Consider the following 25,635-nt stretch of genomic DNA (forward strand, 5'->3'; position numbering starts at 1 on the left):
ATGCCTTCTCCAACCCCCAGACGCCCCCGCCCGTCCGCCCCGGACGTTCCCCATTCCGGCCTCCGGCCCGCGCAGACAGCAGCCCTGGCCGCATGCGCGGATGCACTCCTGATTCTGCTCTTCGCGGCGATCGGGCGCGACGCGCACCAGCGCGGGGAAATTATCACCGGCGTCTTTGCGACGGCGTGGCCGTTCCTGGCAGGCGCGGCACTGGCATGGCTGGTCCTGCGGCTGTGGCATGACCCCCTGCGGGTGTGGCCCGCCGGCGTCGCTGTCTGGCTGGGAACCGTCGGCGTCGGGATGATCCTGCGTGCCCTCACCGGGCAGACGGTGGTGCTGCCCTTCATCATCGTGGCCCTGCTGAGCCTGGCCGTTTTCCTCCTGGGTTACCGCCTTGTGGCCGCGGGCGTTCGGCGGTTGCGTTCACGCCGCCGCCAGGCCTAATGCACTAGGCTTGCAGAAGATGGCAGTGCCCGTGCAAGGGCCGCCGACAGGCCCGCAAACGGCGCAACCGATCCGGAAAGGTTCACACGTGGTCACCGCATTCGTCCTGATCAAGACAAACGCTTCACGCATCCCGGAGACCGCCGAGGAAATCTCCGCCATCGCCGGCATCAGCGAGGTCTATTCCGTAACGGGCGAGTGGGACCTGATCGCCATCGCCCGGGTCGCCAAGCACGAGGACCTGGCGGACGTCATCGCGGACAAGCTCTCGAAGGTTCCCGGCGTCGCGCACACCACTACGCAGATCGCGTTCCGCGCTTACTCCCAGCACGACCTCGATGCGGCCTTTGCCCTCGGATTCGAGCAGTAGCGAACAACCGAATTGCGACCAGCTCACATGAGACGGGCCCGGCAGAAATCTGCCGGGCCCGTCTCATATGATCTTTAGGCGGTCTGCGACAGGGCGACCCACCTGTCCAGCACCGCGGCCGCGGCGCCGGATTCAATGGACTGCTCGGCGCGGTTGAACGCGGCGGCCATGCGCTCCGCCAGCGGACCCACGGCGTCGAGGTCGAATGCCACCAGCCCGGCCGCGGCGTTGAGCAGGGCCGCATCGCGGGCCGGCCCCGGCGCACCGCCGAGGACAGCCCGGACGACGGCGGCATTGTCTACCGCGTCCCCGCCGCGCAGCTCCTCCAGCGTGGCCGTCCGGATGCCCAGATCGCGTGGATCAAACATCTCTTCAGTTACCTCACCGTTGCGGATCTCCCACACCCGCGACGGGCCGGTGGTGGTGAGCTCATCCAGGCCGTCATTGCCGCGGAAAACCAGGCCGCGGCTGCCTCGCTTGGCCAGCACTCCGGCCACCAGCGGGGCCATTTGCTCATTGGCGACGCCCACCGCCGACGCCTGGACATGTGCCGGGTTGATCATGGGGCCCAGGAAGTTGAACGCCGTCGGCACGCCGAGTTCGCGGCGGGCGACGGCGGCATGCCGCATGGAGGGGTGGAACACCTGGGCGAAGCAAAACGTGATTCCCGCCTCTTCGGCGTTGAGTGCCACGCGGGGAATGGGGAGATCCAGCCGGACGCCGAGGGCCTCCAGGACATCGGCGGATCCCGACGAGGACGACGATGCCCGGTTGCCGTGCTTGACCACCCGGGCCCCCGCTCCCGCGGCGATGAGGGCGGCCATCGTGGAGATGTTGACCGTGTTCTGCTGGTCGCCGCCCGTGCCCACGATGTCCAGCTTCTCACCGGCAATGTCAATGGGGTTGGCGTTGGCGATCATTGCCTCCACCAGGCCGGCCAGCTCATCCACGGTCTCGCCCTTGGCACGCAGCGCCACCAGGAAACCCGCCACCTGGGCCGGCGTCGCCTCACCGGACATGATGGAATTCATGGCCCACTCAGTGCTCCCGGCAGTGAGGTCGGCACCGCTGATGAGTGCGTTGATGAGCCGCGGCCAGGTGTTGCCTGCCGCCTGTGCAGATGCCTGTGAAGTCACCTCCCGATGCTATCGAGGTCGGCCCCGCAAAGACCAATGTGAACCCCGCCGGGAACTTTTCCGCGCGAATTCGCGTCTTTGTAGAAAAAGTCCTCCGAAAACGCGGTTTGCGTTGGGCAGGACGGACTTTTATAGACATAATGTCTATGTGACATCTGCGACCCATGCCCCCAGTACCCCGGCGCACCCGACGCTGAACCGCCCGAACATGGTTTCTGTTGGAACCGTTGTGTGGCTGTCCAGTGAGTTGATGTTCTTCGCCGGTCTCTTCGCCATGTACTTCACACTCCGTTCGACTTCCGGACTGATGTGGGCCGAAGAGACAGCCAAGCTCAACTTCCCGTTTGCGCTCGTTAACACGATCGTCCTTGTGGCAAGTTCCTTTACTTGCCAGATGGGCGTCTTCGCTGCCGAGCGGCTCCAGCCGCGCCGAACCGGCGGACGCTTCAGCTTCACCCAGTGGGGGATGAACGGATGGTTCATCCTGACGTTCCTCATGGGTTCCTTCTTCGTCGCCGGCCAGGCGACCGAGTACGCCATGCTTGTTTCCGAGCATGTCTCGCTGTCTTCCAACGCCTACGGTTCGGCCTTCTACATAACGACGGGCTTCCACGGCCTGCACGTCATCGGCGGTCTGATTGCCTTCCTGCTCATCATGGGCCGCTCCTTCGCCGCGAAGAAGTTCGGACACTTTGAGGCAACTTCAGCGATCGTCACCTCGTACTACTGGCACTTCGTGGACGTCGTCTGGATTGGCCTCTTCCTGGTCATCTACGTCCTCAAGTAGTCAGACTTGACTCTTTTTCTACAAGAGGCAGAATTTCAAGAAGCGGCTCCCGGAGCCACCGCAGGATCGAATAAAGGAACCACCACGTGAAGGCACTCTCGCAGAAGCGACGTCACCCACTGGCAGCAATTGCACTGCTGCTGATGGGCCTCTTGGTCACGGGTGGGCTGTACGCCGTTGCCACCACCGTCAACCAGGCCAAGGCCGACACCACCACCTATAGCGCAAGCGACGTAGAGGAAGGCGGCAAGCTCTTTGCCGCCAACTGCGCCACCTGCCACGGCATGGGTGCCAGTGGTTCGCAGGCCGGGCCGTCCCTTGTGGGCGTCGGCGCCGCCGCTGTTGACTTCCAGGTCGGCACCGGCCGCATGCCCATGCAGATGAACGGCCCGCAGGCCTACAAGAAGCCCGCCCAGTTCAACGAGGAACAGACCAAGCAGCTGGCTGCTTATGTTGCCTCCCTCGGCCCCGGCCCGGCCATCCCCGAGGCAGGCGTGCTCGATGAGAAGGGCGACGCCGCCAACGGTGGAGAGCTGTTCCGCACCAACTGCGCCATGTGCCACAACGCCGCCGCTGCAGGCGGCGCACTGACCCGGGGCAAGTTTGCCCCTGCCCTCGCGGGTGTCTCCGGGCAGCACATCTACGAAGCAATGGTCACCGGCCCCCAGAACATGCCGGTTTTCAGTGACGCGAACATCTCCCCCGAGGGAAAGCGCGACATCATCACCTACCTGAAGCAGATTGAGGCCAACGGTTCACCCGGCGGCGCCGATCTTGGTGCTTTGGGACCGGTCTCCGAAGGTCTCTTTGTCTGGATCGCCGGGCTGGGCGTCATCATCGCGTTCACCATTTGGCTGACTTCCCGCACTTCATAAGCGGACCTTGCACCTGTAAGAATTTTCTGCTGACCCGTCAGCAGTTTGAATTGAAACCTAACTCGGCACTCGCCGAGACGAGAGAAGGATGAGGCGAATTATGGGCAACCATAGTGACGGCGGTCCGAACGACTCGGGCACCGTAGCTACGGCTGGTCAGAATGAGGTGGAGAAGTTCCAGGATCCTGGAATTCCCCCGCACCGTTTGCGCCTGGCTGACACGGACCCGAAGGCCGCAAAAAAGGCAGAACGGCAGGTAGCCCTTCTGTTCGGCATCTCGGTCGTTGGCACCTTGATATTCCTGGTGGCGTATTTCGCGATCGATCTGGGGCAAGACTCGGCGATCGCCACGATCCGCCTCCAGAATGCCCTGCTGGGCATCGGCACCGCTTTCGCGATGCTGGGCATCGGCACCGGTATCGTCCACTGGGCCAAGGCCCTTATGCCGGACCACGAGGTCTCGGAAGAGCGCCACGCGATCCGCACTGAGGAAGACCGCCAGGCTGCCGTGCGCATCGTCGATGACATCGTCGAGGAAACCGGCATTAAGCGCCGGCCACTGATCCGCAACACCCTGCTCGGCGCCGTCGCCCTCGCCCCCCTGCCGGCCCTGGCCATCTTCGGTGACCTCGGCCCCCGGCCGGACGACAAGCTGGCCCACACTCTGTGGGCCCCGGCCCCGGACGGCAGGCTCAAGCGGCTGGCCCGCGACCCGGATGGCACCCCCATCAAGGCTGCGGATGTCACCATGGGCTCCGCGTTCCACGTCATCCCCGAAGGGCTGAACGAGCTGAGCGAAGGAAAGCTGAACGAGAAGGCCAAATCGGTCGTTCTGCTCATGCGCCTGGACCCCGCACTGCTCAACCCCTCCCCCGAGCGCGCTGATTGGGCCTACAACGGAATCGTTGCATACTCCAAGATCTGCACCCACGTTGGCTGCCCTGTTGCCCTGTACGAACAGCAGACCCACCACCTGCTGTGCCCGTGCCACCAGTCAACCTTCGACCTGACCCAGCAGTGCAAGGTTATCTTCGGCCCGGCCAGCCGCCCTCTCCCCCAGCTGCCTATCGCAGTCGACGCTGAGGGCTACCTCGTCGCCACGAGCGACTTCCATGAACCCGTTGGACCGACCTACTGGGAGCGTGAGCAGCATGTCCTCAACAACAACGCCTGATGCCCCTGTCTTCGTCGCCAAAACTACAGGCGGCCGCATCACCGATTTCGTCGACCAGCGTGTTGGCGGCTCCGGAATCCTCCGTGAATTCGGCCGGAAGGTCTTCCCGGACCACTGGTCGTTCATGTTCGGCGAAGTGGCGCTGTACTCCTTCGTCATCCTGCTGCTCTCGGGCACGTTCCTGACGTTCTTCTTCGATCCGTCCATGGCGGAGACGCATTATGCGGGCTCGTACACGCCGCTGAAGAACGTTGAAATGTCGGTGGCCTACAGCTCCTCCCTGAACATCTCCTTCGATGTCCGCGGCGGCTTGTTCATGCGCCAGGTACACCACTGGGCAGCCCTGCTGTTCGTCGCATCTGTCTCCGTACACATGCTCCGCGTGTTCTTCACCGGCGCATTCCGCAAGCCCCGCGAACTGAACTGGGTGGTGGGCAGCGTCCTGCTCATCCTCTCCATGGCCGCAGGCTTCACCGGCTACTCGCTCCCCGATGACCTGCTCTCCGGCAACGGCCTGCGCATCATCGACGGCGTCATCAAGTCCATCCCGGTCATCGGCACCTACACCTCGTTCTTCCTATTCGGCGGCGAGTTCCCGGGCACCATGATCATCAGCCGCCTGTACATGCTCCACATCCTCCTGGTTCCCGCGCTCATCCTGCTGATGATCGTGATGCACCTCTTCATGGTGGTTGTGCACAAGCACACGCAGTACCCCGGCCCGGGCCGCAACGACGGCAACGTCGTCGGCTACCCCCTGGGACCGGTTTACGCGGCGAAGGCCGGCGGCTTCTTCTTCATCGTGTTCGGTGTCGTTGCCATCATGGCGGCGTTCTTCACCATCAACCCGATCTGGAACTACGGCCCGTACGACCCCTCCCCGGTTTCTGCAGGCACCCAGCCTGACTGGTACATCGGCTTCGTTGACGGCGCCCTCCGCCTGATGCCGGGCACGATCGGTGACTGGAAGGTCGAGCAGATCTGGTTCGGCCACATGTTCACGTTCAACGTGCTGCTGCCGGCACTCGTCCCGGCGGGCATACTCTTCACGGTCATGTTCGCCTACCCGTGGATTGAACGCTGGATCACCAAGGACAACCGCGAGCACCACGTCCTGGACCGCCCCCGCAATGCTCCTACCCGTACGGCAATCGGCATGGCCGGTTTCGTCTGGTACTGCGTCATGTGGGCAGCGGCCGGCTCGGACCTCATCGCCACCCACTTCCACGTGGCCCTGAACGATGTCACCTACTGGCTGCGCGCACTGTTCTTCATCGGCCCGGTTATCGCGTTCATCGTCACGAAGCGGGTCGCCCTGGCGCTCCAGCGCAAGGACCGCGAGATTGCCCTGCACGGCCGTGAAACCGGCCGCATCGTGCGCCTGCCGCACGGCGAGTTCATCGAGGTCCACGCCCCGCTGGATGAATACAAGCGCTACAAGCTGGTCGGGTTCGAGTCACCGGCCCCGCTGCCTGCGGTGCCGAACGAGCACGGCGTCGTGGACCGCAAGGAAAAGCGCCGCGCGAAGCTGTCCCGCTGGTTCTTCGAGGACCGGGTTGCCCCGGCCACTCCGGCAGAGCTGGAGGCCGCTCACGGCCACCACGGCGCCCACGAAGCGATTGAAACCGCTGAGTCGAAGTCGCTGAGCCACTAGGCGGCACCAAGCACCACGCAGGAAGGCCCGGTCCCCTTGGGGACCGGGCCCGTAGTTCCGGGTGGGCCGGACGCCAGGGCGCTGCAGGGGCACCCAGAGCTTGTAGCGGTCAGCCCGGTAGTAGGACACGGAGTAGTCCACCATCGCGCGGGCCACGAACGCGTGGCGCTGGATCTTGAGCAGCGGGGTTCCGACCTCGACGTTCAGGAGACGGGCCGTGGACGGCGACGCAGCCGTCGCCTCGATCATGTCCTCACCCCATTCCATCACCAGCCCGTAGCGTTCGCTCAGCACGTTGTAGAGCGATGTGGGCGGTTCGCCGTCCAGCAGGCCGGGAACCCGGTGGGCCGGGATGAAGTTTTCATCCACGCTCATCGGTTCGTTGTCGGCCAGCAGGAGGCGCCGGAACCGGACCAGGGGTGTCCCCTCCTCCAACTGCAGCTCACGGGCCAGGAAGGCGCTGGCGCCAATCTGCTCGAAGCTCAGGACCTTGGCGGCCGGGACCATGCCGCGGCGCTGCATCTCTTCGCTGTAGGAAGTCAGCTTTACCTGGAGATCCAATTTGGGTTTGCGCACAAACGTACCCAGGCCCACGACGCGTTCAATCACTTCCTCACCTACGAGGGCATCGATGGCTTGGCGCACGGTCATCCGGGCGAGGCCGAAGCGCTGGGCGAGGTCCCGTTCGGAGGGCAGCGCAGATCCGGGCGGGCACGCGGCGGCGATGTGCGCGCGGAGGATCTCGCGCAACTGCACGTAGATCGGCACCCCGCTCTGACGGTCGATCTCGCCAATCATCTTGGACGCGTTAGTGGACGCCATGGTCCACCCTCCGGTTGCGGCCCGGCGCGGGAAATACACTCATATCTCAAGGGTAAGCCCGTGACGCGGCAGGTCTAGACCACGCCGCCGACTCAAGTCGTGCCGGGTACTCCCCCGCCGCTACCCTTGTAGGTACAGGCCGTGGCCGGGGCAATGCCGCCCGCCCGGTCTGACGGACTGCCTGCCGGACGCCCTCCATCTTGGTCACCGGTCGCGTGGCCAGCCCGTGCAGCAGCAACACGTACAGAACAACACCAGCATGAGGGAGTCCCGTTGCCAGTTCGCAAGGCAATCGTCACGGCCGCCATCGGCCTCCACGCCCGGCCGGCGGCAGTATTTGTCCGGGCGGTCACGGCGACCGGCCTCCCGGTGACCATCAGCAAGGACGGCAGGCCAGGCGTCGACGCCCGCTCGCTGCTGGAGGTCATGACCGAGGACTTCGAGTGCGGCTGTGAGGTGGAGCTGGCCGTCGCTGCGGACGCCCTCCCGGCATCCTGCAGCCCCGCAGAGGCCGAGGGTGCGCTGGAGGAACTCCGGATCCTCTTGGAATCGGCAGCGGCCGCCTGAGGGCCTCCCCGCTCCCATTCCGCGGCCCGCAGTGCGGTGCCGCCCTCCAGGCGGGACGCTGCGCAGGCGGGACGCTGCGCAGGCGGGCTGGGCGTGCGGGGACGCGCCGCACCCGGCCGGCGGGAACGCAGGAACCAAGACAAACGACGGCGGGCCCCACCAWTGGTGGGGCCTGCGACCACTGCCATCCCGCCGGCGATGAAGACGATCCACCAACCCACGGCCAGGCCGAGGAACCCTGCGGCGCAGGACAGGCCCAGCATCAGCGGCCACCAGCTCCAGGGGCTGAAGTGTCCCTGTTCGCCGGCGCCTTCGTGGATCTCTGCGTCGTTGCGGTCCTCGGGGCGCATGCCCACGCGGCGGCCGGTGAAGCCGAGGTAAGCGCCGATCATGCCGGCGAGTCCGCCAACCAGCAGGATGGCCAGTGCGCCCACCCATTCAGTCCAGTTGGTCAGGTACCCGTAGATGAATGCAACGGGCACGAAGAAAAAGACGCCGAAGCCAAAGATCCTTGATTCGATTTTCACTTGGCGGTGTCCTTCTGGTCGGCGTTACCGAGAGCCGCTGCTGCCGGAGCAGGCGAATCCGCGGTGTAGGACTGGGAGAGCTCCGGGTGGTGCAGGTCCAGGGCAGGACGCTCGGAGCGGATGCGGGGCAGGGAGGTGAAGTTGTGACGCGGCGGCGGGCAAGACGTGGCCCATTCCAGCGAGGCACCGAAGCCCCACGGGTCGTCAACTTCCACACGCTCGTTGCTTCGCCAGGTGATGTAGACGTTCCAGAAGAACGGAATCAGCGAGGCGCCGAGGACGAACGAGGCGATGGTGGAGAACTGGTTCATCCACGTGAAGTTATCCTGCGGCATGTAGTCGGCGTAGCGGCGGGGCATGCCCTCGACGCCGAGCCAGTGCTGGATCAGGAAGGTGCCGTGGAAGCCCAGGAACAGCATCCAGAAGTGGATCTTGCCGAGGCGCTCGTTGAGCATCTTGCCGGTCCACTTGGGCCACCAGAAGTAGAACCCGGCGAACATGGCGAACACGACGGTGCCGAAGACCACGTAGTGGAAGTGCGCCACCACGAAGTAGGAGTCCGAGACGTGGAAGTCCAGCGGCGGCGAGGCCAGGATGATGCCGGTGAGGCCGCCGAAGAGGAACGTCGCCAGGAAGCCGATGCTCCACAGCATGGGGGTCTCGAACGTGATGGAACCGCGCCACATGGTGCCGATCCAGTTGAAGAACTTCACACCGGTCGGAACGGCGATGAGCATCGTCATGAAGGAGAAGAACGGCAGCAGGACCGAGCCGGTGACGTACATGTGGTGGGCCCACACAGTCACGGACAGGGCGGCGATGGAGATGGTCGCGTAGACCAGGCCCTTGTAGCCGAAGATCGGCTTGCGGCTGAAGACCGGGAAGATCTCGGAGACGATGCCGAAGAACGGCAGCGCGATGATGTACACCTCAGGGTGGCCGAAGAACCAGAACAGGTGCTGCCAGAGGACGGCACCGCCGTTCTCGGGATCGAAGATGTGCGCACCGAAGCGGCGGTCGGCGCCGAGGGCAAACAGCGCGGCGGCCAGCGGCGGGAAGGCCATCAGGACCAGGATGGAGGTCACGAGGGCGTTCCAGGTGAAGATCGGCATCCGCCACATGGTCATGCCCGGGGCGCGCATGCAGATGATGGTGGTGATGAAGTTGACGGCGCCGAGGATGGTGCCGAAGCCGGAGAGCGCCAGGCCGAAGACCCAGAGGTCGCCGCCCACGCCGGGGCTGAACGTCGTGTTGGACAGGGGCGCGTACGCGAACCAGCCGAACGACGCGGCACCCTGCGGGGTGATGAACCCGGAGACGGCGATCGTGGAGCCGAAGAGGAAGAACCAGAAGGCCAGTGCGTTCAGTCGCGGGAAGGCGACGTCGGGGGCACCGATCTGCAGCGGCATGATGACGTTGGTGAAGCCGGCGAACAGCGGCGTCGCGAACATCAGCAGCATGACGGTGCCGTGCATGGTGAAGAGCTGGTTGTACTGCTCTTTGGTCTGCAGGATCTGCATGCCGGGCTCGAAGAGCTCGGCACGGATCAGCAGCGCCATGATGCCGCCGAAGCAGAAGAAGATGAACGACGCGATCAGGTACATGTACCCGATCGTTTTGTGGTCGGTCGAGGTGATCCAGTTGACGACGATGCGTCCCTTGGACTTCGGTACTACGGGAGCCTCGAGGATCCCGGCGGATTGAGTGTAAGTTGCCACGTCGCTCCCCTTACTTGGTTTCGGCCGGGGCCGGGTTGCGGTCGTACTCTTCACCGAGCAGGCCGGTGTTCCCGTCCTGGCGCAGCTGGTTCATGTGCGCCTGGAACTCCGACTCGGAGACAACCTTCACGCGGAACAGCATTTCGGAGTGGTACTCGCCACAGAGTTCGGCGCACTTACCGTCGTAGGTGCCCTCCCTGGTGGGCGTCAACCGGATGTAGTTGGTCTTGCCGGGAATCATGTCGCGCTTCTGCAGGAAGGCAGGAACCCAGAAAGAGTGGATGACGTCGCGCGCGTTGAGCTCGAGGTCAACCGACTTGTTAACCGGGAGGTACAGGGTGGGCAGCTTGTTCTTGTCCACGTCGTTACCGGTCAGGTGCGCCTGGACGCCGGCTTCGTGCACGTCCTCGGTGACGACGTTGCCCTTCAAGTAGTTGAAGTCCCACGCCCACTGCTTGCCGCGGACGTCGACGACGACGTCGGCCGGCGTTGAGCGGTCATCGATCGACTGCTGGTCGCGGTCGGTGAAGTAGAAGAACACCAGGACCATGAACAGCGGGATCGTCAGGTAGAACACTTCAAGCGGAAGGTTGAAGCTGTTCTGGCGCGGGAAGCCCACGGTGCCCTTGCGGCGCCGGTAAGCGACGATGCACCAGATCATCAGGCCCCAGGTGATGATGCCGACGACCAGCGCGGCAATCCATGAGTTGACCCAGAGGTCCATGATGAGGTCAGTGTGATTGGTGGTGCCACGCTCGGTGGGCAACCAGCCCTTCTGTACCTCTGGTGAACATCCAGTCAAAGCCAACGCGCCGGCTAGTGCCAAGCCAGTGATCGTAGTGATCTGTTTGCGTCGGCTGCCGGTTCGGTTCTGCGAACTCACAGACGGCCCTTCCTACTTGTTGCTGTTGCCCCGCAAATTACGGGCAGGGCAAACGAAAAGTTTTACTACTCGGTGTAGAGCTTACCGCTCCCCGGGAGTTTTCGCCCACATGTCCGCACCGTGCGTCGGGAGCTTTTTGTAGGCGCCGCTCGTTGAGGACCCTGCGGCACTAAGGCCGGGCAAAATGCCCGGCCTTAGTGGAAGGAATTAGTGGAAAGAATCTCCGCAGGCGCAGGACCCGCCGGCATTCGGGTTGTCGATCGTGAAGCCCTGCTTGGCGATGGTGTCCTCGAAATCGATGCTGGCACCGCTGAGGTAAGGAACGCTCATCTTGTCGACGACGACTTCGACCCCGTCGTAGTCGCGCACTGCATCCCCGTCGAGCAGCCGCTCGTCGAAGTACAGCTGGTAAATCAGGCCGGAGCAACCGCCGGGCTGCACGGCAACGCGGAGGCGCAGATCGGTGCGCCCTTCCTGCTCCAGCAGGCTGCGGACCTTTCCAGCCGCGACGTCGGTCAGCATGACCTCGTGCGTGGCCAGCTCGCCGGCCTCGGCGGCAGAGTTGCCGGCGCTGTTTTCATTGGTTGTAGTGCTCATGGCCTACCTTCTTGCAACGGTGGTGGCGGCCCCGCTCACACGGTGCCCGCCCCTACTTAAACGGTATGGGCTATAGCTACATGCTACTTCGCGCAGCCCTGTAGCTCTAACTTCTGACGTAACCGTGGGAGACGGCTGGATGTTCCCCGGGACGCGCCAGGCGCGGGGGCTAGAGCGCGCCTTCGTTGTTCAGGCGCGCGAGCAGCAGGGCCTCGGCGACAATTGCGTTCCGGAAGTCACCCAGGTGCAGCGATTCGTTGGCGCTGTGGGCTCGGGAATCGGGATCCTCGACGCCGGTGACCAGGATCTGCACGTCCGGGTAGAGCTCGGTGAGGTCCGCGATGAAGGGGATCGATCCGCCGATCCCCATTTCGACGGCGGGCACGCCCCAGGCCTCGCCCAGGGCCCACATGGCCACGGACGCGGCCTTCGAGCTCGTGTCTGTCAGGAAGGAGTTGCCGCTCTCCCCCGGGGTGAACACCACCTCAGCGCCGAACGGGGCGTGGGTTTCGACGTGCTGGCGGACAGCCTCCATGGCGGCTGCCGGGTCCTGCCCCGGGGCCAGGCGCAGGCTGAACTTGGCCCGGGCCCGCGGCAGCAGGGTGTTGGAGGCCACGTCCACGGCCGGGGCGTCAAAGCCGATGATGGACAGGGCGGGCTTGGTCCACATGCGTGAGGCAATGCTGCCGGTCCCGGCGAGCTTCACGCCGTCGAGCACGGAGGCGTCGGCGCGGTACTCCTCCTCGGTGAGGTCGACAACCACGTCATCGCGGCTCACCAGGCCCTTGATCGCGACACTGCCCTCGTCGTCGTGGAGGGTCGCGATCAGGCGGGCCAGCAGGGTCGGGGCGTCGAGCACGGGGCCGCCGAACATGCCCGAGTGCACGGCGTGGTCCAGGACCTTGACCTCGATGGTGCCGTCCACCAGGCCGCGCAGGCTGGTGGTCAGGGCTGGAATGCCGACCTTCCAGTTGCTGGAGTCGGCCACGACGATCACGTCGGCGCGGAGCAGCTCGCGGTGGGTTTCCAGGAACTGCCGGAACGTTGGCGAGCCGGCCTCCTCTTCGCCCTCGAAGAAGAACGTCACGCCCAGGCCCAGTTCGTCACCGAGCACGCGCGTGACCGCAGAGTAGGCGGCGATGTGCGCCAGGATGCCGGCCTTGTCATCGGCGGCACCGCGGCCGAAGAGCCTGCCGTCGCGCTCGACGGCGGTAAAGGGGTCGGTTTCCCACAGTGCCAGGTCGCCGGTGGGCTGGACGTCGTGGTGGGCGTACAGCAGGACTGTCGGCTTGCCCTCCGCGGCCGGGCGGCGGGCGACGACGGCGGGCCCGCCGGGCGTCCCGTCTTCCTTGTCGCAGCGGAGGATCCGGACGTCGTCGAAGCCGCTGGCCCGCACGAGGCTGGCGACGGCGTCGGCGCTGCGGTTCAACGGGGCGGGATCAAAGCTGGGCCAGGCGATGCCCGGAATGGCAACAAGGTCCGTCAGCTGGCCGATCGTCTCGTCGAACGATTCGGCAACGGCCTGGCGGAGGGCCTCGGCATCGATGGTGCCCTCGTGGTCCATGGTGGTCTGCGGGTTCCCCGCGGTAGATGAAGTCATGGCCAAAACACTACCCGTGCTCTGAATCACTACAAACAGCGTCACGCCCGGGCCTGCGCCGTGTGGGCTGGGTCTCGGGCCTGTGTCTGCGGGGTATTCTTTAGGGGTGTTTGGACGTAAAAAGGAAGCGCCATCGGCGCAGGACGTAGTTGACCAGCAGGCATCCGAGGCAGCAGCCCGTAGCGCCGTGACCGGCAAGGGCACACCCACGCCCAAGCGCAGCGCCCAGGAGGCGGCCCGCAAGCGGCCCCTCGTGCCGGAGGACCGCAAGGCTTCCAAGGCTGCCGAGCGCGCCGCCGTCACGGAGCAGCGGCTCAAGATGCGGCAGGCCATGGACACCGGTGACGATAAGTTCCTGCCGCTGCGGGACAAGGGTCCGCAGAAGCGGTTCGCCCGTGATTTTGTCGATGCCCGCTTCAGCCTTGGCGAGTTCCTCATGTTCGGCGCCCTGCTGTTTGTCATCATCTCCTTGCTCGTGCCGGCCTCCAGCGCACAGATGGTCTACGTCCTGGGCGCCTTCTGGGTCATGTTCCTCGCGGTCTTCGTGGACGTCTTTATCCTCTCCCGCAAGCTTAAGAAACGGCTCGGCGAAAAGTTCGGCGACGTCGAGCGCGGCACCGTCTGGTACGGCTCCATGCGCTCCCTGCAGTTCCGCCGCCTGCGCCTGCCCAAGCCCCAGGTCCGGCGCGGCGAGTTCCCCGCCTGACATTTCCCTTCCATGATTCTTCAACCAAGAAGCCCCCGGCAGTCACCTGTCGGGGGCTTCTTGGTTGCTGCGACCGGTCCGGCCCGATCGCAGCGCAAGGGCTAGCGCCGGCTCGGGTGGGTGGCCAGCAGCCGGTTGATGCGGGCGGCCCAGAAAGGTCCCTCGTAAAGGAACGCCGTGTAGCCCTGGACGAGGGTGGCGCCGGCGTCCAGCCGTTCCTGCACGTCCTGTGCCGTTTCGACGCCCCCCACCGAGACCAGGGTCAGCGCTCCGCCGGTGACGGACTTGAGCCGGGCCAGGACCTCCAGGGACCGTTTCTTCAGGGGCGCCCCGGAAAGACCTCCTGCTCCGCACGCCTCAACCTTGTCGGGGCTGGAGGCGAGCCCGGTGCGGGTGATCGTGGTGTTGGTGGCGATGATGCCGTCCAGCTTCAGGTCAAGCGCCAGGCGCGCGACGTCGTCGATGTCCTCATCACTGAGGTCGGGCGCGATCTTGACCAGGAGGGGAATGTGGCGGCCGGCGGCCTTGTCCGCCTCCTCCCCCACTGCGGCCAGCAGCGGGCGCAGGGTCTCCACGTCCTGCAGCAGCCGAAGACCGGGGGTGTTGGGCGAGCTGACGTTCACCACGAGATAGTCTGCAGCGGGGGCCAGGCTGCGCGCGCTGATCAGGTAATCGGACACCGCATCCTCGAGCCCGACCACCTTGCTCTTGCCGATGTTCACCCCGATCACGGGCCGGACGCCGGGGTGCTGGCGCTGCAGGGCGGCGCGGGCGGACTTCAGGCGCGGGGCCACCGCCGCGGCGCCGTCGTTGTTGAACCCCATGCGGTTGACGACGGCCCTGTCCTCCACGAGGCGGAACAGCCGCGGCGCCGGGTTCCCGGGCTGGGCCTGGCCGGTGATGGTGCCGACCTCCACATGGCCGAAGCCGAGCTCCGCCAGCGCCTCGATGCCGTGGCCTTCCTTGTCGAAGCCGGCCGCCAGGCCGAATGGGGACGGGAAGGTCAGGCCAAACGCCTGGGTCTGCAGCGACGCCGCGGGGGCGGTGAACTTCTGCAGCAACCGCCCGGCACCGCAGCTGTGGGCGAGGCGGATGGCCTTGAACCCGATCTTATGGGCGCGTTCGGCGTCCATCCATGAGAAGGCCAGCCGGAAAAATGTGGGATATACGCGCATGCCTCTAGTTTTCCGGTTCGGGCCGCGCAGACCAAACCAGCGCACCCGCCGGCAGGGTTGTGACTGCCCGTTGTGACTGTCATTGTGACTGCGGCGCCCCGCGCCCGGGCCCGGCGGCGGAAGTGCGCCGGCGCGAGTTAGCATGAAGCCATGACCAGCAATGAGGGTGTCGGAACGGGCGGCCGTGGGGCTTCGGGTCGCGGGATCGAGGCCGACGTTGTGGTGGTCGGCGCCGGCCTGGCAGGGCTCGTGGCCGCGGCCCAGGCCTATGCCGCCGGCCGCCGGGTGGCGGTGCTCGATCAGGAACCCGAGGCCTCCGTCGGCGGCCAGGCGCACTGGTCCTTCGGCGGCCTCTTCATGGTCAACACTCCGGAGCAGCGGCGGCTCGGGGTGCGGGACAGTGAAGAGCTGGCCCTCGCCGACTGGCATGCGTCGGCGGGATTCGACCGGCCGGAGGACGCCCTGGCGAAGGAGTGGGCGGCGGCGTACGTGAACTTCGCCGCCGGTGAGAAGCGTGGCTGGCTCGCCGCGCTGGGCGTCGGGCTGTTTCCCCTGGTGCAGTGGGCCGAACGCGGCGGCTACGGCCCGGACGGCCACGGCAACACTGTCCCGCGCTTCCATGTCGCGTGGGGCACGGGACCGGCGCTGGTGGCCCCCTTCCTTGCCAAGCTGGGCGAAGGCGAAGCCGCCGGCCGCGTGTCCTTCCATTTCCGCCACCGCGCCACCGGGCTCGTGAAAACCGCGGGCCGGGTGAGCGGCGTGCGTGGCGAATTGCTCGAAGCCAGCGGCGCAGGCCGGGGCGAAAGCTCTTCACGACGCCCGGCCGGTACTTTCGAGGCTGCGGCCGCGGCCGTGGTGGTGACAAGCGGCGGCATCGGCGGCAACCACAATGTGGTCCGCAAGCAGTGGCCAGGCGGCGCGGCGCCGGAGCGCATGCTGAGTGGCGTGCCGGCATCCGTGGACGGGGACTTCCTCCCGGCCGTGGGCCGCGCCGGCGGACTCCTCATCAACGGGGACCGGATGTGGCATTACCCGGAGGGTATCCACAACCATGCCCCGGTCTGGCCGCGGCACGGCATCCGGATCCTGCCCGGACCGTCGGCCCTGTGGCTGGACGCGACGGGGCGGATGCTCCCGCCTCCGCTGTTTCCGGGCTTCGATTCGCTCGGCGCCCTGCGCCACATCCTGGCCACGGGACATGCCCATTCATGGTTCGTCCTGAACCGCAGCATCGCGCTGAAGGAGTTCGCACTGTCAGGATCCGAGCAGAACCCGGATCTCACGGGCAAGGACGTCCGGCGGCTGGTCTCACGGCTGAAGCCCGGCAGCGATACACCGCTGCAGCGGTTCCTGGACCGCGGGGTGGACTTCCTGCAGGCAGCGGACCCCGCCGGGCTCGCCGGGCAGATGAACGATCTGACGGGCGGGCAGCTCATCGACCCCGCGGCCCTGGAGCAGCTGATCCGCGACCGGGACCGGCAGTTTGCCAGCGGGATGGGCAAGGATCCGCAGCTGGCGGCGATCCGGGCAGCGCGGCGTTTCGCCACCGACAAGATCATGCGGGTCGCCCCGCCGCACCGGCTGTTGGATCCGCGGCACGGTCCCCTGCTCGCCGTCCGGCTCTCGGTCCTGACGCGCAAGAGCCTTGGCGGTGTGCAGACGGATCTGCAGTCGCGGGTCTTGGATGCCACCGGACAGCCCGTGCCCGGGCTGTTCGCGGCCGGTGAAGCCGCAGGGTTTGGCGGCGGCGGAATCCACGGCTACCGGGCACTCGAGGGAACGTTCCTGGGCGGATGCCTCTTCTCCGGACGTTCCGCGGGCCGGGCCGCTGCGTCCGCGGCCTAGTCCGGGCAGGCACTCAGCAACACAGGAGGAAAGTCGATGCAGTGGCGGACCGACATTCTCGGGGATGATTTCCAGGCGTGCACCTTTGAGGCCGTCAGCCCTGACGGTGTGCTGCGCACTGCCACCCTGGTCCGCCATACCCCGCTCCCGCCGGCACCATCGGTGCTGCCGGCCCGGGCTGTGCTGTTCCTGCACGGCTGGAGTGACTACTTCTTCAATGAGGAGCTCGCGGAATTCTGGGCGGGGCAGGGGTTTGAGTTTTTCGCCCTCGACATGCACAACCATGGCCGTAGCCTGCGCCCGGGCACCCACGGCGGCTACGTCGCGGACCTGGACAACTACGACGCCGAAATCACTGCAGCGCTCGGGATCATCGGTTCGCTCAGGCCGGGCGCCACGCCGCCGCGGGTGACGCTGATGGGACACTCCACCGGCGGCCTGATCGCGGCGCTGTGGGCCGACCGGCATCCGGGGATGGTGTCACAGCTGGTCCTGGACAGCCCATGGCTGGAAGTCCATGGCAGCCCCGCCCTGCGCAGGGCCGCGCGGACCATGGTGGAGCCGTTCGCCCGGTTCTGGCCGGAATCTGTGATCCGGCTGCCCGAGCGGGCCTTCTACTGGCGCAGCATCAGCAGCGCCGCGGAAGGCGAATGGGCCCTGGACGATGCCTACCGTCCGCCGCACGCCTTTCCGGTCCGCGCCGGCTGGCTCAGCGCCGTGCTCGCCGGGCAGTCCAGGGTGGCGCGTGGGCTGAACATCGATGTGCCCATCCTGGTGCTCATCTCGGGCGCCAGCGCCAACGGGATGTTCTGGAAGGAGTCCATGCGCCGCACGGACGCGGTCCTGGACGTGAACACAATCGCCCTCCGCGCGCTCAGCCTGGGCCGCACCGTGACGTTGGAGCGGATTGACGGCGCCCTGCATGACGTCTTCCTCTCCGCCCCGCGGGTCCGCGCGGACGCCTATGCCCGGCTGTCCCGGTGGATCAGGGCGTACGTCTACGACTGACGCGGATCAGCTGACCTGGCCGCCCGCGGCGGGAGCGGCGTCGATGGCTCCACCGTAGCGGCGGTCCCGCTGTGCATAGATCTCGACGGCGTCCCACAGCGTCCGCCGGTCCACGTCCGGCCACAGGGTGTCCATGAACACGAACTCGGCATAGGCCGACTGCCAGAGCATGAAGTTGGACAGCCGCTGTTCCCCGGAACTGCGCAGGAACAGGTCCACGTCCGGCAGGTCCGGCTCGTCGAGGAACTTCTGGATGGTCCGCTCGGTGATGGCCCCCGGCTTCAGCCGGCCCTGGGCCACTTCCTCCGCGATCGCGGAGACGGCGTCGGCGAGCTCGGCCCGTCCGCCGTAGTTGACGCACATGTTCAGGGTGCAGGTGCTGTTTCCCCGGGTGTAGTCCTCGGCCTCTTCGAGTTCGCGGATCACGGAGCCCCACAGCTTCGGGCGCCGCCCGGACCAGCGGATCCGGACCCCCCATTCATCGAGCTGGTTCCGTTGCCGGCGCAGGACGTCCTTGTTGAAGCCCATCAGGAAGCGCACCTCCTCAGGGGACCGCCGCCAGTTCTCGGTGGAGAAGGCGTACACGCTGACGTATTCGATCCCCAGCTCGATCGCGCCGGCCATGACGTCCAGCAGGGCAGGCTCCCCCGCCTTGTGGCCCTCGATCCGTGGCAGGCCGCGCTGGTTCGCCCAGCGCCCGTTGCCGTCCATGACGATCGCCACATGCCGCGGGATGAACTCCGCGGGAATCGCGGGCGGAACAGCGCCGGACGGGTGCGGATAGGGAGCCACCACCGGGGTGGTCCGCCGCCGGCCGTTGGACTGTTTCGCCTGGCTTTTCTCCAGGTTCTTTCCCAGGCTTCTTCCCAATGCCACTTTTACGTTCGCTCCACATGTTTGAGGGATTTCAGGACTCGTTCCAGGTGCCACTGGAGGTAGCTGGCTACCAGTCCGGCCGCTTCCCGGCGGTGGACGGAGGCTGAGGCATCCGCCGTCGTCCAGTTTCCGGTGAGCAGGGCACCCATGAGGAGCACCGTCTCCGGGGCCGGCGCGGGCGATCCCGGCGGCCGGCACCCGTGGCAGACCATGCCGCCGAGCGGCGCGGAAAAGGCGGTGTGCGGCCCGGACGCACCGCACCGGGCGCAGTCGGTGAAGCTGGGCGCCCAGCCGCCGGTCGCGAGGGCGCGGAGCAGGTAGGAATCCAAGATGAGTTCGGGGGCGTGGTCGCCCCGGCTCAGGGACGCGAGGGCCCCCACCAGCAGGTTGTACTGGGCGGTCCCGGCTTCACCGTCGACGTCGGTGAGCTTCTCCGCCGTCTCGGTCATGGCGGCCGCCACCGTGTACCGGCCATAGTCCGCGGCGATGTTCCCGCCGTAGGCGCCCTTGGCCACGGCCTGCGTGACGACGTCCAGGGTGCGCCCGGAAATCAGCTGGAGATCGGCCACCATAAACGGTTCCAGCCTGGCGCCGAACCGGCTGCTGGTGCGACGTACCCCCTTGGCCACCGCCCGCACCTGGCCGTGGTGCTTGGTCAGCAGGGTGATGATCCGGTCGGCCTCGCCCAGCTTATGGGTGCGCAGCACGACGGCGTCATCACGGTAGGCACGCGCAGCAAAGGATTGTTGGACCACAGTTAATCTTCGCATTGTCTTTACGGAATCACGGCATGGGCAGGGCCGCCGAGGTAGAACGGTAAAAGAAGGAGGTAAAAGACGGAGGCAAAATACTGCGCCGCCGGAGTGTTTCCGGCGGCGCAGTTATGCGTTGTTTGACAGTGCCTGCCCGTCCTCGGAGGCATCAGACAGGGACAGATCAGGCGCGGGCGTCCCGGATGGCGCGGTTCACGGCCGAGATGACGGCCTTGAGGGCTGACGTGCTCGTGTTGGCGTCGATCCCTACGCCCCAGAGCACACGCTCCCCCACGGCGCATTCGACATACGCGGCGGCCAGGGCGCTGCCGCCCTCGGAGAGTGCGTGTTCGCTGTAATCCAGGACCCGGACGTCCACACCGTCCTCGCGCAGGATGCTCAGCAGGGCCGCGATGGGGCCGTTCCCGGTCCCGGTCCGGCGGACCTGGGTCCCGTCGATCTTCAGGGCGGCGGTCAGGGTCATGTCGCCGTCTTCGTCCGTCTCCGTGCTGATCGAACCGAGGGCGTAGCGGCCCCACTGGGTGTCGGCAGAGCCCGAGGGCAGGTATTCGTCCTGGAAGACCTGCCACAGCTGGGGTCCGCTGACTTCTCCGCCGACCGTGTCGGTCCGTTTCTGGATGACGCCGGAGAACTCGATCTGGGCGCGGCGCGGCAGGTCCAGGCTGTGCTCGTTCTTGAGCAGGTAGGCGACTCCGCCCTTGCCGGACTGCGAGTTGACCCGGATGACCGCCTCGTAGCTCCGGCCGAGGTCCTTCGGGTCCACCGGCAGGTACGGGACCTGCCAGGTGTAGTCGGCCACGTCCTTGCCCGCCGCGGCAGCGTCCTTTTCGAGGGCCTCCAGGCCCTTCTTGATCGCGTCCTGGTGCGAACCGGAGAACGCCGTGAAGACGAGGTCTCCGCCGTACGGGGACCGCTCGGCCACCGGCAGCTGGTTGCAGTACTCCACCGTGCGGCGGATTTCGTCGATGTCGGAGAAGTCGATCATCGGGTCGATGCCCTGGACGAACATGTTCAGGCCCAGGGTCACCAGGTCCACGTTGCCGGTCCGCTCGCCGTTGCCGAAGAGGCAGCCCTCGATCCGGTCTGCCCCGGCCAGGTAGCCCAGCTCGGCGGCGGCGACGCCGGTGCCGCGGTCGTTGTGCGGGTGCAGGGACAGGATGATGCCTTCGCGCGGGTGCAGGTTCCGGCTCATCCACTCGATGGAGTCGGCGTAGACATTGGGGGTGGCCATTTCCACCGTGGCGGGCAGGTTGATGATGACCTGACGGTCAGCCGAGGCCTCGAAGACGTCGGCGATCGCGTTGCAGACCCGGATGGCGTACTCCAGCTCGGTGCCGGTGAAGGACTCGGGCGAGTATTCGTAGGTGATGTGCGTATCGGCGAGAGTTTCCTCGTACTTCTTGCACAGCCGCGCACCCTGCAGGGCGATGTCGAGGATGCCGTCCTCGTCCTGGTTGAAGACCACGCGGCGCTGCAGGACGGACGTGGAGTTGTAGAGGTGGACGATTGCCTGCTTCGCGCCGACCAGGGACTCGTAGGTCCGCTCGATCAGGTGTTCGCGGGCCTGGGTCAGCACCTGGATCGTGACGTCGTCCGGGATGTGGTTGCCCTCGATCAGCTGCCGTACGAAGTCGAAGTCCGTCTGCGATGCCGAGGGGAACCCGACCTCGATCTCCTTGTAGCCCATCCGGACCAGCAGGTCGAACATCTTCAGCTTGCGGGCGGGGCTCATGGGATCGATGAGGGCCTGGTTGCCGTCGCGCAGGTCCACGGCGCACCAGCGCGGGGCCTTGGTGATGACTTTGTCCGGCCAGGTGCGGTCCGGCAGTTCAACGGTGATCTGGTCCTGGAACGGGATGTAGCGGTGGACCGGCATTCCTGAGGGCTTCTGTGCGTTTCGCATTACAATCGGGGCCTTTTCTGTGATTCTTGGTGAAAGGGTGGCCGGGCAACACAAACTCCGCAGCGAGGGTGGGCCTTGCGCTAGATCGCGTCTGAGGCCTCGCCGCGGCAGCTAAGGAGGAGCAGTTCTGCGCGCACCTTTTCACAGTAACACGGGTGCGTAAGATGAAGGAGCCAGACCACCGTAACGTCCACCATGCAGACCGTGCGCCGGCAAACGCTCCGGGCCGGACTGCCTCTCAAAGGAGCATCCGTGCCACTTTCGGGGATCGATCTGTCCACCATCGACGCCAGCGTCCGCCCGCAGGATGACCTGTACCAGCATGTGAATGGCGGCTGGCTCAACACCACGGTCATCCCGGACGACCGGCCGCTGGAGGGCACCTTCACCGCCCTGCGCGACGCATCGGAGCTCGCGGTGAAAGAGATCATCGGGCAGGCCGCCGCACGCGGTGCGGAGGCTAGCGGCATAGAGCGCAAGATCGGGGACCTGTACAACAGCTTCATGGACGAAGCGGCGGTCGAGGCCAAGGGCCTGGACCCGCTCCGGGCGCGGCTGGCGCAGGTGTTCGCGACGACGTCGGTGCCCGGACTCGTGGCGCTGGCCGGACGGCTGTTCCGCGCCGATGTGTCCGGGCTCTTTTATATCTACCCCGCACCGGATGCCGGAAACCCGGACCGTGTCCTGCTCTACACAGGCCAGGGCGGCCTGGGCTTGCCCGATGAGTCCTATTACCGGGAAGCGAAGTTCGCCCCGATGGTCCAGGCCTACCGTGCACACGTGGGGGCCATGCTGGGCCTCGCGGAGGTTGCCGACCCTGAGGGGGCGGCCGGACGCGTGGTGGCGCTTGAAACTGCGCTGGCTTCGCACCACTGGGACAACGTGACATTGCGGAATCCGCAAAAGACGTACAACTTGAAGTCCGCCGCAGAAGCGGCGGAACTGTTCCCCCTGCTGGCGGACTGGTTCGACGCGGCCGGCATCGAGCCGGAGAAGCGTGCCGAGCTGGTGGTGAGCACCCCCGACTTCTTCTCCGGCGCGGCCTCCCTGCTGGATTCCGAACCGTTGGCGACCTGGCAGGAATGGCTCGCCATGCGCGTGGTCAGCGCGGCCGCCCCGTACCTGTCTTCCGAGTTCGTGGACGCGAACTTCGCGTTCTATGGCACCATCCTGAGCGGTACGCCGCGGATCAAGGACCGTTGGAAGCGCGGCGTCGCGGTGGTCGAGGCGGCCCTCGGTGAGGCGGTCGGGCAGATCTACGTGGCCGAACATTTCCCGGAGGGGCACAAGGCGCGCATGCAGACCCTCGTGGCCAACCTGATCGAGGCGTACCGCGAGTCCATCACCGGGCTGACCTGGATGGGCGAGGCAACCAAGCTCGAGGCCCTGAAGAAACTGGACTCCTTCCGCGCCAAGATCGGCTTCCCGGATAAGTGGATCGACTACTCCGCCGTGGAGATCGACCCCGCCGATCTGCTGGGGAACGTGGAACGCGCGCACAGCGCCGACGTCGACCGCCACCTTGACGAGGTCGGCAAGCCCGTGGACCGCGAGAAGTGGCTGATGACGCCCCAGACGGTCAACGCCTACTACCATCCGCTCCTGAACGAGATCGTGTTCCCTGCGGCCATGCTGCAGCCCCCGTTCTTCACTGCCGACGCCGATGACGCCGTGAACTACGGCGGCATCGGTGCCGTGATCGGCCATGAAATCGGCCACGGCTTCGATGACCAGGGCTCGCAGTACGACGGCAGCGGCCTGCTGCGCAACTGGTGGACGGAGGATGACCGCACCGCGTTCGAGGCTCTGGCCGCCCGGCTCGTGGCGCAGTTCGATGCCCTCTCCCCCACGGCAGCCCCCGGCCACACGGTCAACGGCAAGCTGACCCTGGGCGAGAACATCGGCGACCTGGGCGGGCTCACCATCGGCTACAAGGCCTACCTGATCAGCCTCGACGGGCAGGAACCGCCGGTGCTCGATGGCCTGACCGGGGTGCAGCGCTTCTTCGCGTCCTGGGCCGCGGGGTGGCGGCAGGTCATCCGGACCGAAGAGGCCATCCGCCGGCTGGCGACGGATCCGCACTCCCCGAACGAGTTCCGCACGAACGCCATCGCCAGGAACCTCGACGCCTTCCACGCAGCATTCGGCGTCACGGACCAGGACGGCATGTGGATGGCACCGCAGGAGCGCGTCAGCATCTGGTGACCCGGGGGCCCGGTCACTGGCACCGACCCAGCCGGGAGGGCTGTGCGTACACGCTTGCGTGAATACATCGACAGCTGTACTTTCGATTTGTGGAGACTCTTACGCATGCCCCGGTGCTGGCACGGTTCGGTTATGCCGTGTCAGACCCGACACGGGCAGAAATCCTGCTTGCCCTCACGGCAGCGCCGTCCTATCCGTCTGAGCTGGCGGATTCCCTCGGCGTATCCCGGCAGAGCATGTCGAACCACCTGACGTGCCTGCGGGGATGCGGGCTGGTCGTTGCCGTGCCGGAGGGGCGAAGGACCCGCTATGAGCTCGCCGATCAGCGCCTCGGCCATGCCCTCAAGGATCTTCTGGGCGTCGTGCTGGCGGTGGACCCGGCCTGCTGCGCACCCGACGGGACGTGCACGCTGTGATGACTTCCGTCCTAATGTCGCCGAGCCCGGGCCGCCGCGCCGTCCTCAGCCGCCGGATCCGCTTGTTCGCGGCGGCCACCATCAGCTATAACCTCATCGAGGCCGTTGTGGCTTTGTGGGCCGGGGGTGCGGCCGACTCGTCGGCGCTCCTCGGCTTTGGCTTGGATTCCATCATTGAGGTCGGGTCGGCGCTGGCGCTGTCGTGGCAGTTTTCCAGCAAGGACCCTGAGCGGCGTGAATACCTCACCTTGCGGATTATCGCCGTCTCATTCTTCGCGCTGGCAGCCTTTGTCTCCGCCGAGGCGGTCCGGTCACTTCTCGGCGCCGGCGAGGCACAGCACTCGACCCCGGGCATCGTGATTGCCGCACTGAGTTTGGTGATCATGCCGGTCCTGTCCTGGCTCCAGCGCCGGGCCGGCCGGGAGCTCGGATCACGCACGGCGGTCGCTGACTCCAAACAGACCCTGCTCTGCACGTATCTGTCGGCAGTCCTGCTCGCGGGTTTGGTGCTGAACAGCACCCTTGGCTGGTGGTGGGCCGATGCCGGCGCGGCGCTGGTCATCGCCGCGATCGCCCTCCGGGAGGGCATCAACGCCTGGCGCGGCGACATCTGCTGCACGGTCCCCCACACGGCGGCAGACAGTCTTCCGACGGCCACAGAGCCGGCCTGCTGTGACGGATGCGGTGCCGATTCAACACCTCCAAAGGCGCTCGTCCTACCTGAGGTGGGGGTGGGACAGGCCGCCGCCGATGGGCAGCATGAGTAGTCGGTAGTGCTTCCGGTTACCTAAGCCCGGCGTCAGCAGCACTCATCCGGCACAGGGTTCAAGGAGTTCATCGGCGCTGCCGGCCGATTGATTTCTTACTAGAGCGACAGCGCACGACACGCTAATGTGGGGGCACCCCAAAGCAGAGGAGAGCCCCGTGGGCAAGGTGGTCATGTACGGCTCGGTGTCGGTGGACGGCTTCGTCGCGGACGAGAATGACCAGCCCGGACCGGTGTTCGACTGGTTGTCCAACGGTGATGTCCCCTTGGACGAGAGCGGCGAGGTGAGGGTGTCGCAGACGTCCTATGACTACACCCGGCCGTACTGGGACCAAATCGGGGCGACACTCGTCGGCCGCCACGTCTTCGACCTGACGGACGGCTGGGACGGGAAACCTCCGAGCGGGATCGACCACGTGGTCGTCGTGACGCACCGGCCGCAGCCCGAGGGCTGGGACTCGGAGGCGCCGTTTCACTTCGTCGACGGTGTCGAGGCAGCCATGGCCAAGGCGCAGGAGCTTGCGGGTGACCGCATCGTCGAGGTCGCAGCTGGTGACGTCGGTGGCCAGATGCTTGCCGCGGGCCTGGTCGACGAGGTGCGCATGGACGTCGTACCTGTCGTGTTGGGGTCCGGCAAGCGCTACTTCGGGTCGGTCCACGCCCAGCACCTGTTGGAGGATCCTGACGTGGTGATTCAGGGCAACCGCGTGCTTCAGGTGCGCTATCGGGTGCGCCGTTGAGGTCAACACCGTGTTCCACGACCCCGCAGGACGTGGAAGAGCCTCCAAAGGCCGCCGTCCAGCACCCA

At 66.3% G+C, this 25,635-nt stretch carries 23 protein-coding genes and 2 pseudogenes; 14 read left to right on the plus strand and 11 right to left on the minus strand.

The features are described 5' to 3' along the window. Both AC1D0A_RS03615 and AC1D0A_RS03620 read left to right on the plus strand, forming a co-directional pair. Entirely contained in the window at nt 1-444 is a 444-nt protein-coding gene (locus AC1D0A_RS03615; RefSeq protein ID WP_476945211.1) for a DUF3054 domain-containing protein, read from the plus strand. 88 nt (nt 445-532) lie between these two features. Then, complete coding sequence (locus AC1D0A_RS03620; protein WP_028276733.1) at nt 533-814, plus strand: Lrp/AsnC family transcriptional regulator; 282 nt, start codon at nt 533-535, stop codon at nt 812-814. Nucleotides 815-888: 74 nt separating this feature from the next. On the opposite strand, the gene trpD is transcribed toward AC1D0A_RS03620, so the two are convergent. Continuing rightward, complete coding sequence (gene trpD / locus AC1D0A_RS03625) at nt 889-1,950, minus strand: anthranilate phosphoribosyltransferase (protein ID WP_476945212.1); 1,062 nt, start codon at nt 1,948-1,950, stop codon at nt 889-891. Nucleotides 1,951-2,098: 148 nt separating this feature from the next. On the opposite strand from trpD, the gene ctaE reads away from it, so the two are divergent. The 4 genes from ctaE to qcrB all read left to right on the plus strand — a co-directional run bounded on the left by ctaE (nt 2,099) and on the right by qcrB (nt 6,440). Then, on the plus strand, nt 2,099-2,737 hold the full coding sequence (gene ctaE / locus AC1D0A_RS03630; protein ID WP_173403075.1) for an aa3-type cytochrome oxidase subunit III: 639 nt from the start codon (nt 2,099-2,101) through the stop codon (nt 2,735-2,737). Between the two features lie 86 nt (nt 2,738-2,823). Further along, a complete protein-coding gene (qcrC, locus tag AC1D0A_RS03635; protein ID WP_028276731.1) occupies nt 2,824-3,612 on the plus strand; it encodes a cytochrome bc1 complex diheme cytochrome c subunit in 789 nt (262 codons plus the stop codon). A gap of 100 nt (nt 3,613-3,712) precedes the next feature. Beyond that, on the plus strand, nt 3,713-4,786 hold the full coding sequence (qcrA, locus tag AC1D0A_RS03640; RefSeq protein WP_028276730.1) for a cytochrome bc1 complex Rieske iron-sulfur subunit: 1,074 nt from the start codon (nt 3,713-3,715) through the stop codon (nt 4,784-4,786). Next, nucleotides 4,764-6,440, plus strand: coding sequence for a cytochrome bc1 complex cytochrome b subunit (gene qcrB, locus AC1D0A_RS03645; protein ID WP_028276729.1), 1,677 nt, complete (start codon nt 4,764-4,766; stop codon nt 6,438-6,440). The genes qcrA and qcrB overlap by 23 nt, the downstream gene beginning before the upstream one ends. A gap of 42 nt (nt 6,441-6,482) precedes the next feature. Here qcrB and AC1D0A_RS03650 read toward each other — a convergent pair. Further along, nucleotides 6,483-7,262: pseudogene (locus AC1D0A_RS03650) on the minus strand (GntR family transcriptional regulator); the annotation flags it as partial. A 273-nt stretch (nt 7,263-7,535) separates the two neighbouring features. Here AC1D0A_RS03650 and AC1D0A_RS03655 point away from each other — a divergent pair. Beyond that, the gene (locus tag AC1D0A_RS03655) at nt 7,536-7,829 is read left to right on the plus strand and encodes an HPr family phosphocarrier protein (RefSeq protein WP_028276727.1); all 294 of its coding nucleotides are present in this window, start codon (nt 7,536-7,538) and stop codon (nt 7,827-7,829) included. 173 nt (nt 7,830-8,002) lie between these two features. On the opposite strand, the pseudogene AC1D0A_RS03660 reads toward AC1D0A_RS03655, so the two are convergent. The 5 genes and pseudogenes from AC1D0A_RS03660 to AC1D0A_RS03680 all read right to left on the minus strand — a co-directional run. Then, a pseudogene (locus tag AC1D0A_RS03660) lies at nt 8,003-8,356 on the minus strand (cytochrome c oxidase subunit 4); the annotation flags it as partial. After that, nucleotides 8,353-10,074: an aa3-type cytochrome oxidase subunit I gene (gene ctaD / locus AC1D0A_RS03665; RefSeq protein WP_223917347.1), complete on the minus strand. Its 1,722-nt coding sequence runs from the start codon at nt 10,072-10,074 to the stop codon at nt 8,353-8,355. The gene ctaD and the pseudogene AC1D0A_RS03660, both read right to left, overlap by 4 nt. Nucleotides 10,075-10,084: 10 nt before the next feature. Then, entirely contained in the window at nt 10,085-10,957 is an 873-nt protein-coding gene (gene ctaC / locus AC1D0A_RS03670; RefSeq protein ID WP_028276725.1) for an aa3-type cytochrome oxidase subunit II, read from the minus strand. A 207-nt stretch (nt 10,958-11,164) separates the two neighbouring features. Then, the gene (locus tag AC1D0A_RS03675) at nt 11,165-11,554 is read right to left on the minus strand and encodes a HesB/IscA family protein (RefSeq protein ID WP_028276724.1); all 390 of its coding nucleotides are present in this window, start codon (nt 11,552-11,554) and stop codon (nt 11,165-11,167) included. A gap of 169 nt (nt 11,555-11,723) precedes the next feature. After that, the gene (locus tag AC1D0A_RS03680) at nt 11,724-13,154 is read right to left on the minus strand and encodes a M20/M25/M40 family metallo-hydrolase (RefSeq protein WP_476944259.1); all 1,431 of its coding nucleotides are present in this window, start codon (nt 13,152-13,154) and stop codon (nt 11,724-11,726) included. Nucleotides 13,155-13,260: 106 nt separating this feature from the next. On the opposite strand from AC1D0A_RS03680, the gene AC1D0A_RS03685 reads away from it, so the two are divergent. Further along, a complete protein-coding gene (locus AC1D0A_RS03685; protein ID WP_243177414.1) occupies nt 13,261-13,860 on the plus strand; it encodes a DUF3043 domain-containing protein in 600 nt (199 codons plus the stop codon). Between the two features lie 101 nt (nt 13,861-13,961). Here the strand turns inward: AC1D0A_RS03685 and AC1D0A_RS03690 are convergent, their stop codons facing one another. Further along, nucleotides 13,962-15,035 (minus strand): quinone-dependent dihydroorotate dehydrogenase, encoded by a 1,074-nt coding sequence (locus AC1D0A_RS03690; RefSeq protein ID WP_476945213.1) that lies wholly within the window; start codon nt 15,033-15,035, stop codon nt 13,962-13,964. Nucleotides 15,036-15,185: 150 nt separating this feature from the next. Here AC1D0A_RS03690 and AC1D0A_RS03695 point away from each other — a divergent pair, with 150 nt between their 5' ends. Further along, nucleotides 15,186-16,880, plus strand: a complete 1,695-nt coding sequence (locus AC1D0A_RS03695; RefSeq protein WP_476945214.1) for an FAD-binding dehydrogenase — start codon at nt 15,186-15,188, stop codon at nt 16,878-16,880. Between the two features lie 36 nt (nt 16,881-16,916). Next, nucleotides 16,917-17,888 (plus strand): alpha/beta hydrolase, encoded by a 972-nt coding sequence (locus AC1D0A_RS03700; protein WP_476945215.1) that lies wholly within the window; start codon nt 16,917-16,919, stop codon nt 17,886-17,888. 6 nt (nt 17,889-17,894) lie between these two features. Here the strand turns inward: AC1D0A_RS03700 and AC1D0A_RS03705 are convergent, their stop codons facing one another. The 3 genes from AC1D0A_RS03705 to leuA all read right to left on the minus strand — a co-directional run bounded on the left by AC1D0A_RS03705 (nt 17,895) and on the right by leuA (nt 21,440). After that, entirely contained in the window at nt 17,895-18,746 is an 852-nt protein-coding gene (locus AC1D0A_RS03705) for an isoprenyl transferase (RefSeq protein ID WP_243177984.1), read from the minus strand. 20 nt (nt 18,747-18,766) lie between these two features. Then, a complete protein-coding gene (gene recO, locus AC1D0A_RS03710) occupies nt 18,767-19,519 on the minus strand; it encodes a DNA repair protein RecO (RefSeq protein ID WP_028276717.1) in 753 nt (250 codons plus the stop codon). Between the two features lie 181 nt (nt 19,520-19,700). Next, nucleotides 19,701-21,440, minus strand: coding sequence for a 2-isopropylmalate synthase (leuA, locus tag AC1D0A_RS03715; RefSeq protein ID WP_028276716.1), 1,740 nt, complete (start codon nt 21,438-21,440; stop codon nt 19,701-19,703). Between the two features lie 252 nt (nt 21,441-21,692). Here leuA and AC1D0A_RS03720 point away from each other — a divergent pair, with 252 nt between their 5' ends. The 4 genes from AC1D0A_RS03720 to AC1D0A_RS03735 all read left to right on the plus strand — a co-directional run bounded on the left by AC1D0A_RS03720 (nt 21,693) and on the right by AC1D0A_RS03735 (nt 25,567). Then, a complete protein-coding gene (locus AC1D0A_RS03720; RefSeq protein ID WP_308197206.1) occupies nt 21,693-23,645 on the plus strand; it encodes a M13 family metallopeptidase in 1,953 nt (650 codons plus the stop codon). An 89-nt stretch (nt 23,646-23,734) separates the two neighbouring features. Further along, entirely contained in the window at nt 23,735-24,061 is a 327-nt protein-coding gene (locus AC1D0A_RS03725) for an ArsR/SmtB family transcription factor (RefSeq protein WP_028276714.1), read from the plus strand. Beyond that, entirely contained in the window at nt 24,061-24,828 is a 768-nt protein-coding gene (locus AC1D0A_RS03730; RefSeq protein WP_243177409.1) for a cation diffusion facilitator family transporter, read from the plus strand. The genes AC1D0A_RS03725 and AC1D0A_RS03730 overlap by 1 nt, the downstream gene beginning before the upstream one ends. Before the next feature lie 157 nt (nt 24,829-24,985). Next, nucleotides 24,986-25,567, plus strand: coding sequence for a dihydrofolate reductase family protein (locus AC1D0A_RS03735; protein ID WP_476945251.1), 582 nt, complete (start codon nt 24,986-24,988; stop codon nt 25,565-25,567). Nucleotides 25,568-25,635 lie beyond the last annotated feature (68 nt).

The organism is Arthrobacter sp. P1_D4 (assembly GCF_056406115.1).

Excerpts from the sequence above, each read along its gene's own strand:
- AC1D0A_RS03615 (WP_476945211.1), top strand. The coding sequence starts at position 1 with ATGCCTTCTCCAACCCCCAGACGCCCCCGCCCGTCCGCCCCGGACGTT.
- qcrA (WP_028276730.1), top strand. The coding sequence starts at position 3,713 with ATGGGCAACCATAGTGACGGCGGTCCGAACGACTCGGGCACCGTAGCT.
- qcrB (WP_028276729.1), top strand. The coding sequence starts at position 4,764 with ATGTCCTCAACAACAACGCCTGATGCCCCTGTCTTCGTCGCCAAAACT.
- AC1D0A_RS03675 (WP_028276724.1), bottom strand. The coding sequence starts at position 11,554 with ATGAGCACTACAACCAATGAAAACAGCGCCGGCAACTCTGCCGCCGAG.
- AC1D0A_RS03680 (WP_476944259.1), bottom strand. The coding sequence starts at position 13,154 with ATGACTTCATCTACCGCGGGGAACCCGCAGACCACCATGGACCACGAG.
- AC1D0A_RS03690 (WP_476945213.1), bottom strand. The coding sequence starts at position 15,035 with ATGCGCGTATATCCCACATTTTTCCGGCTGGCCTTCTCATGGATGGAC.
- AC1D0A_RS03695 (WP_476945214.1), top strand. The coding sequence starts at position 15,186 with ATGACCAGCAATGAGGGTGTCGGAACGGGCGGCCGTGGGGCTTCGGGT.
- AC1D0A_RS03700 (WP_476945215.1), top strand. The coding sequence starts at position 16,917 with ATGCAGTGGCGGACCGACATTCTCGGGGATGATTTCCAGGCGTGCACC.
- leuA (WP_028276716.1), bottom strand. The coding sequence starts at position 21,440 with ATGCGAAACGCACAGAAGCCCTCAGGAATGCCGGTCCACCGCTACATC.
- AC1D0A_RS03730 (WP_243177409.1), top strand. The coding sequence starts at position 24,061 with ATGACTTCCGTCCTAATGTCGCCGAGCCCGGGCCGCCGCGCCGTCCTC.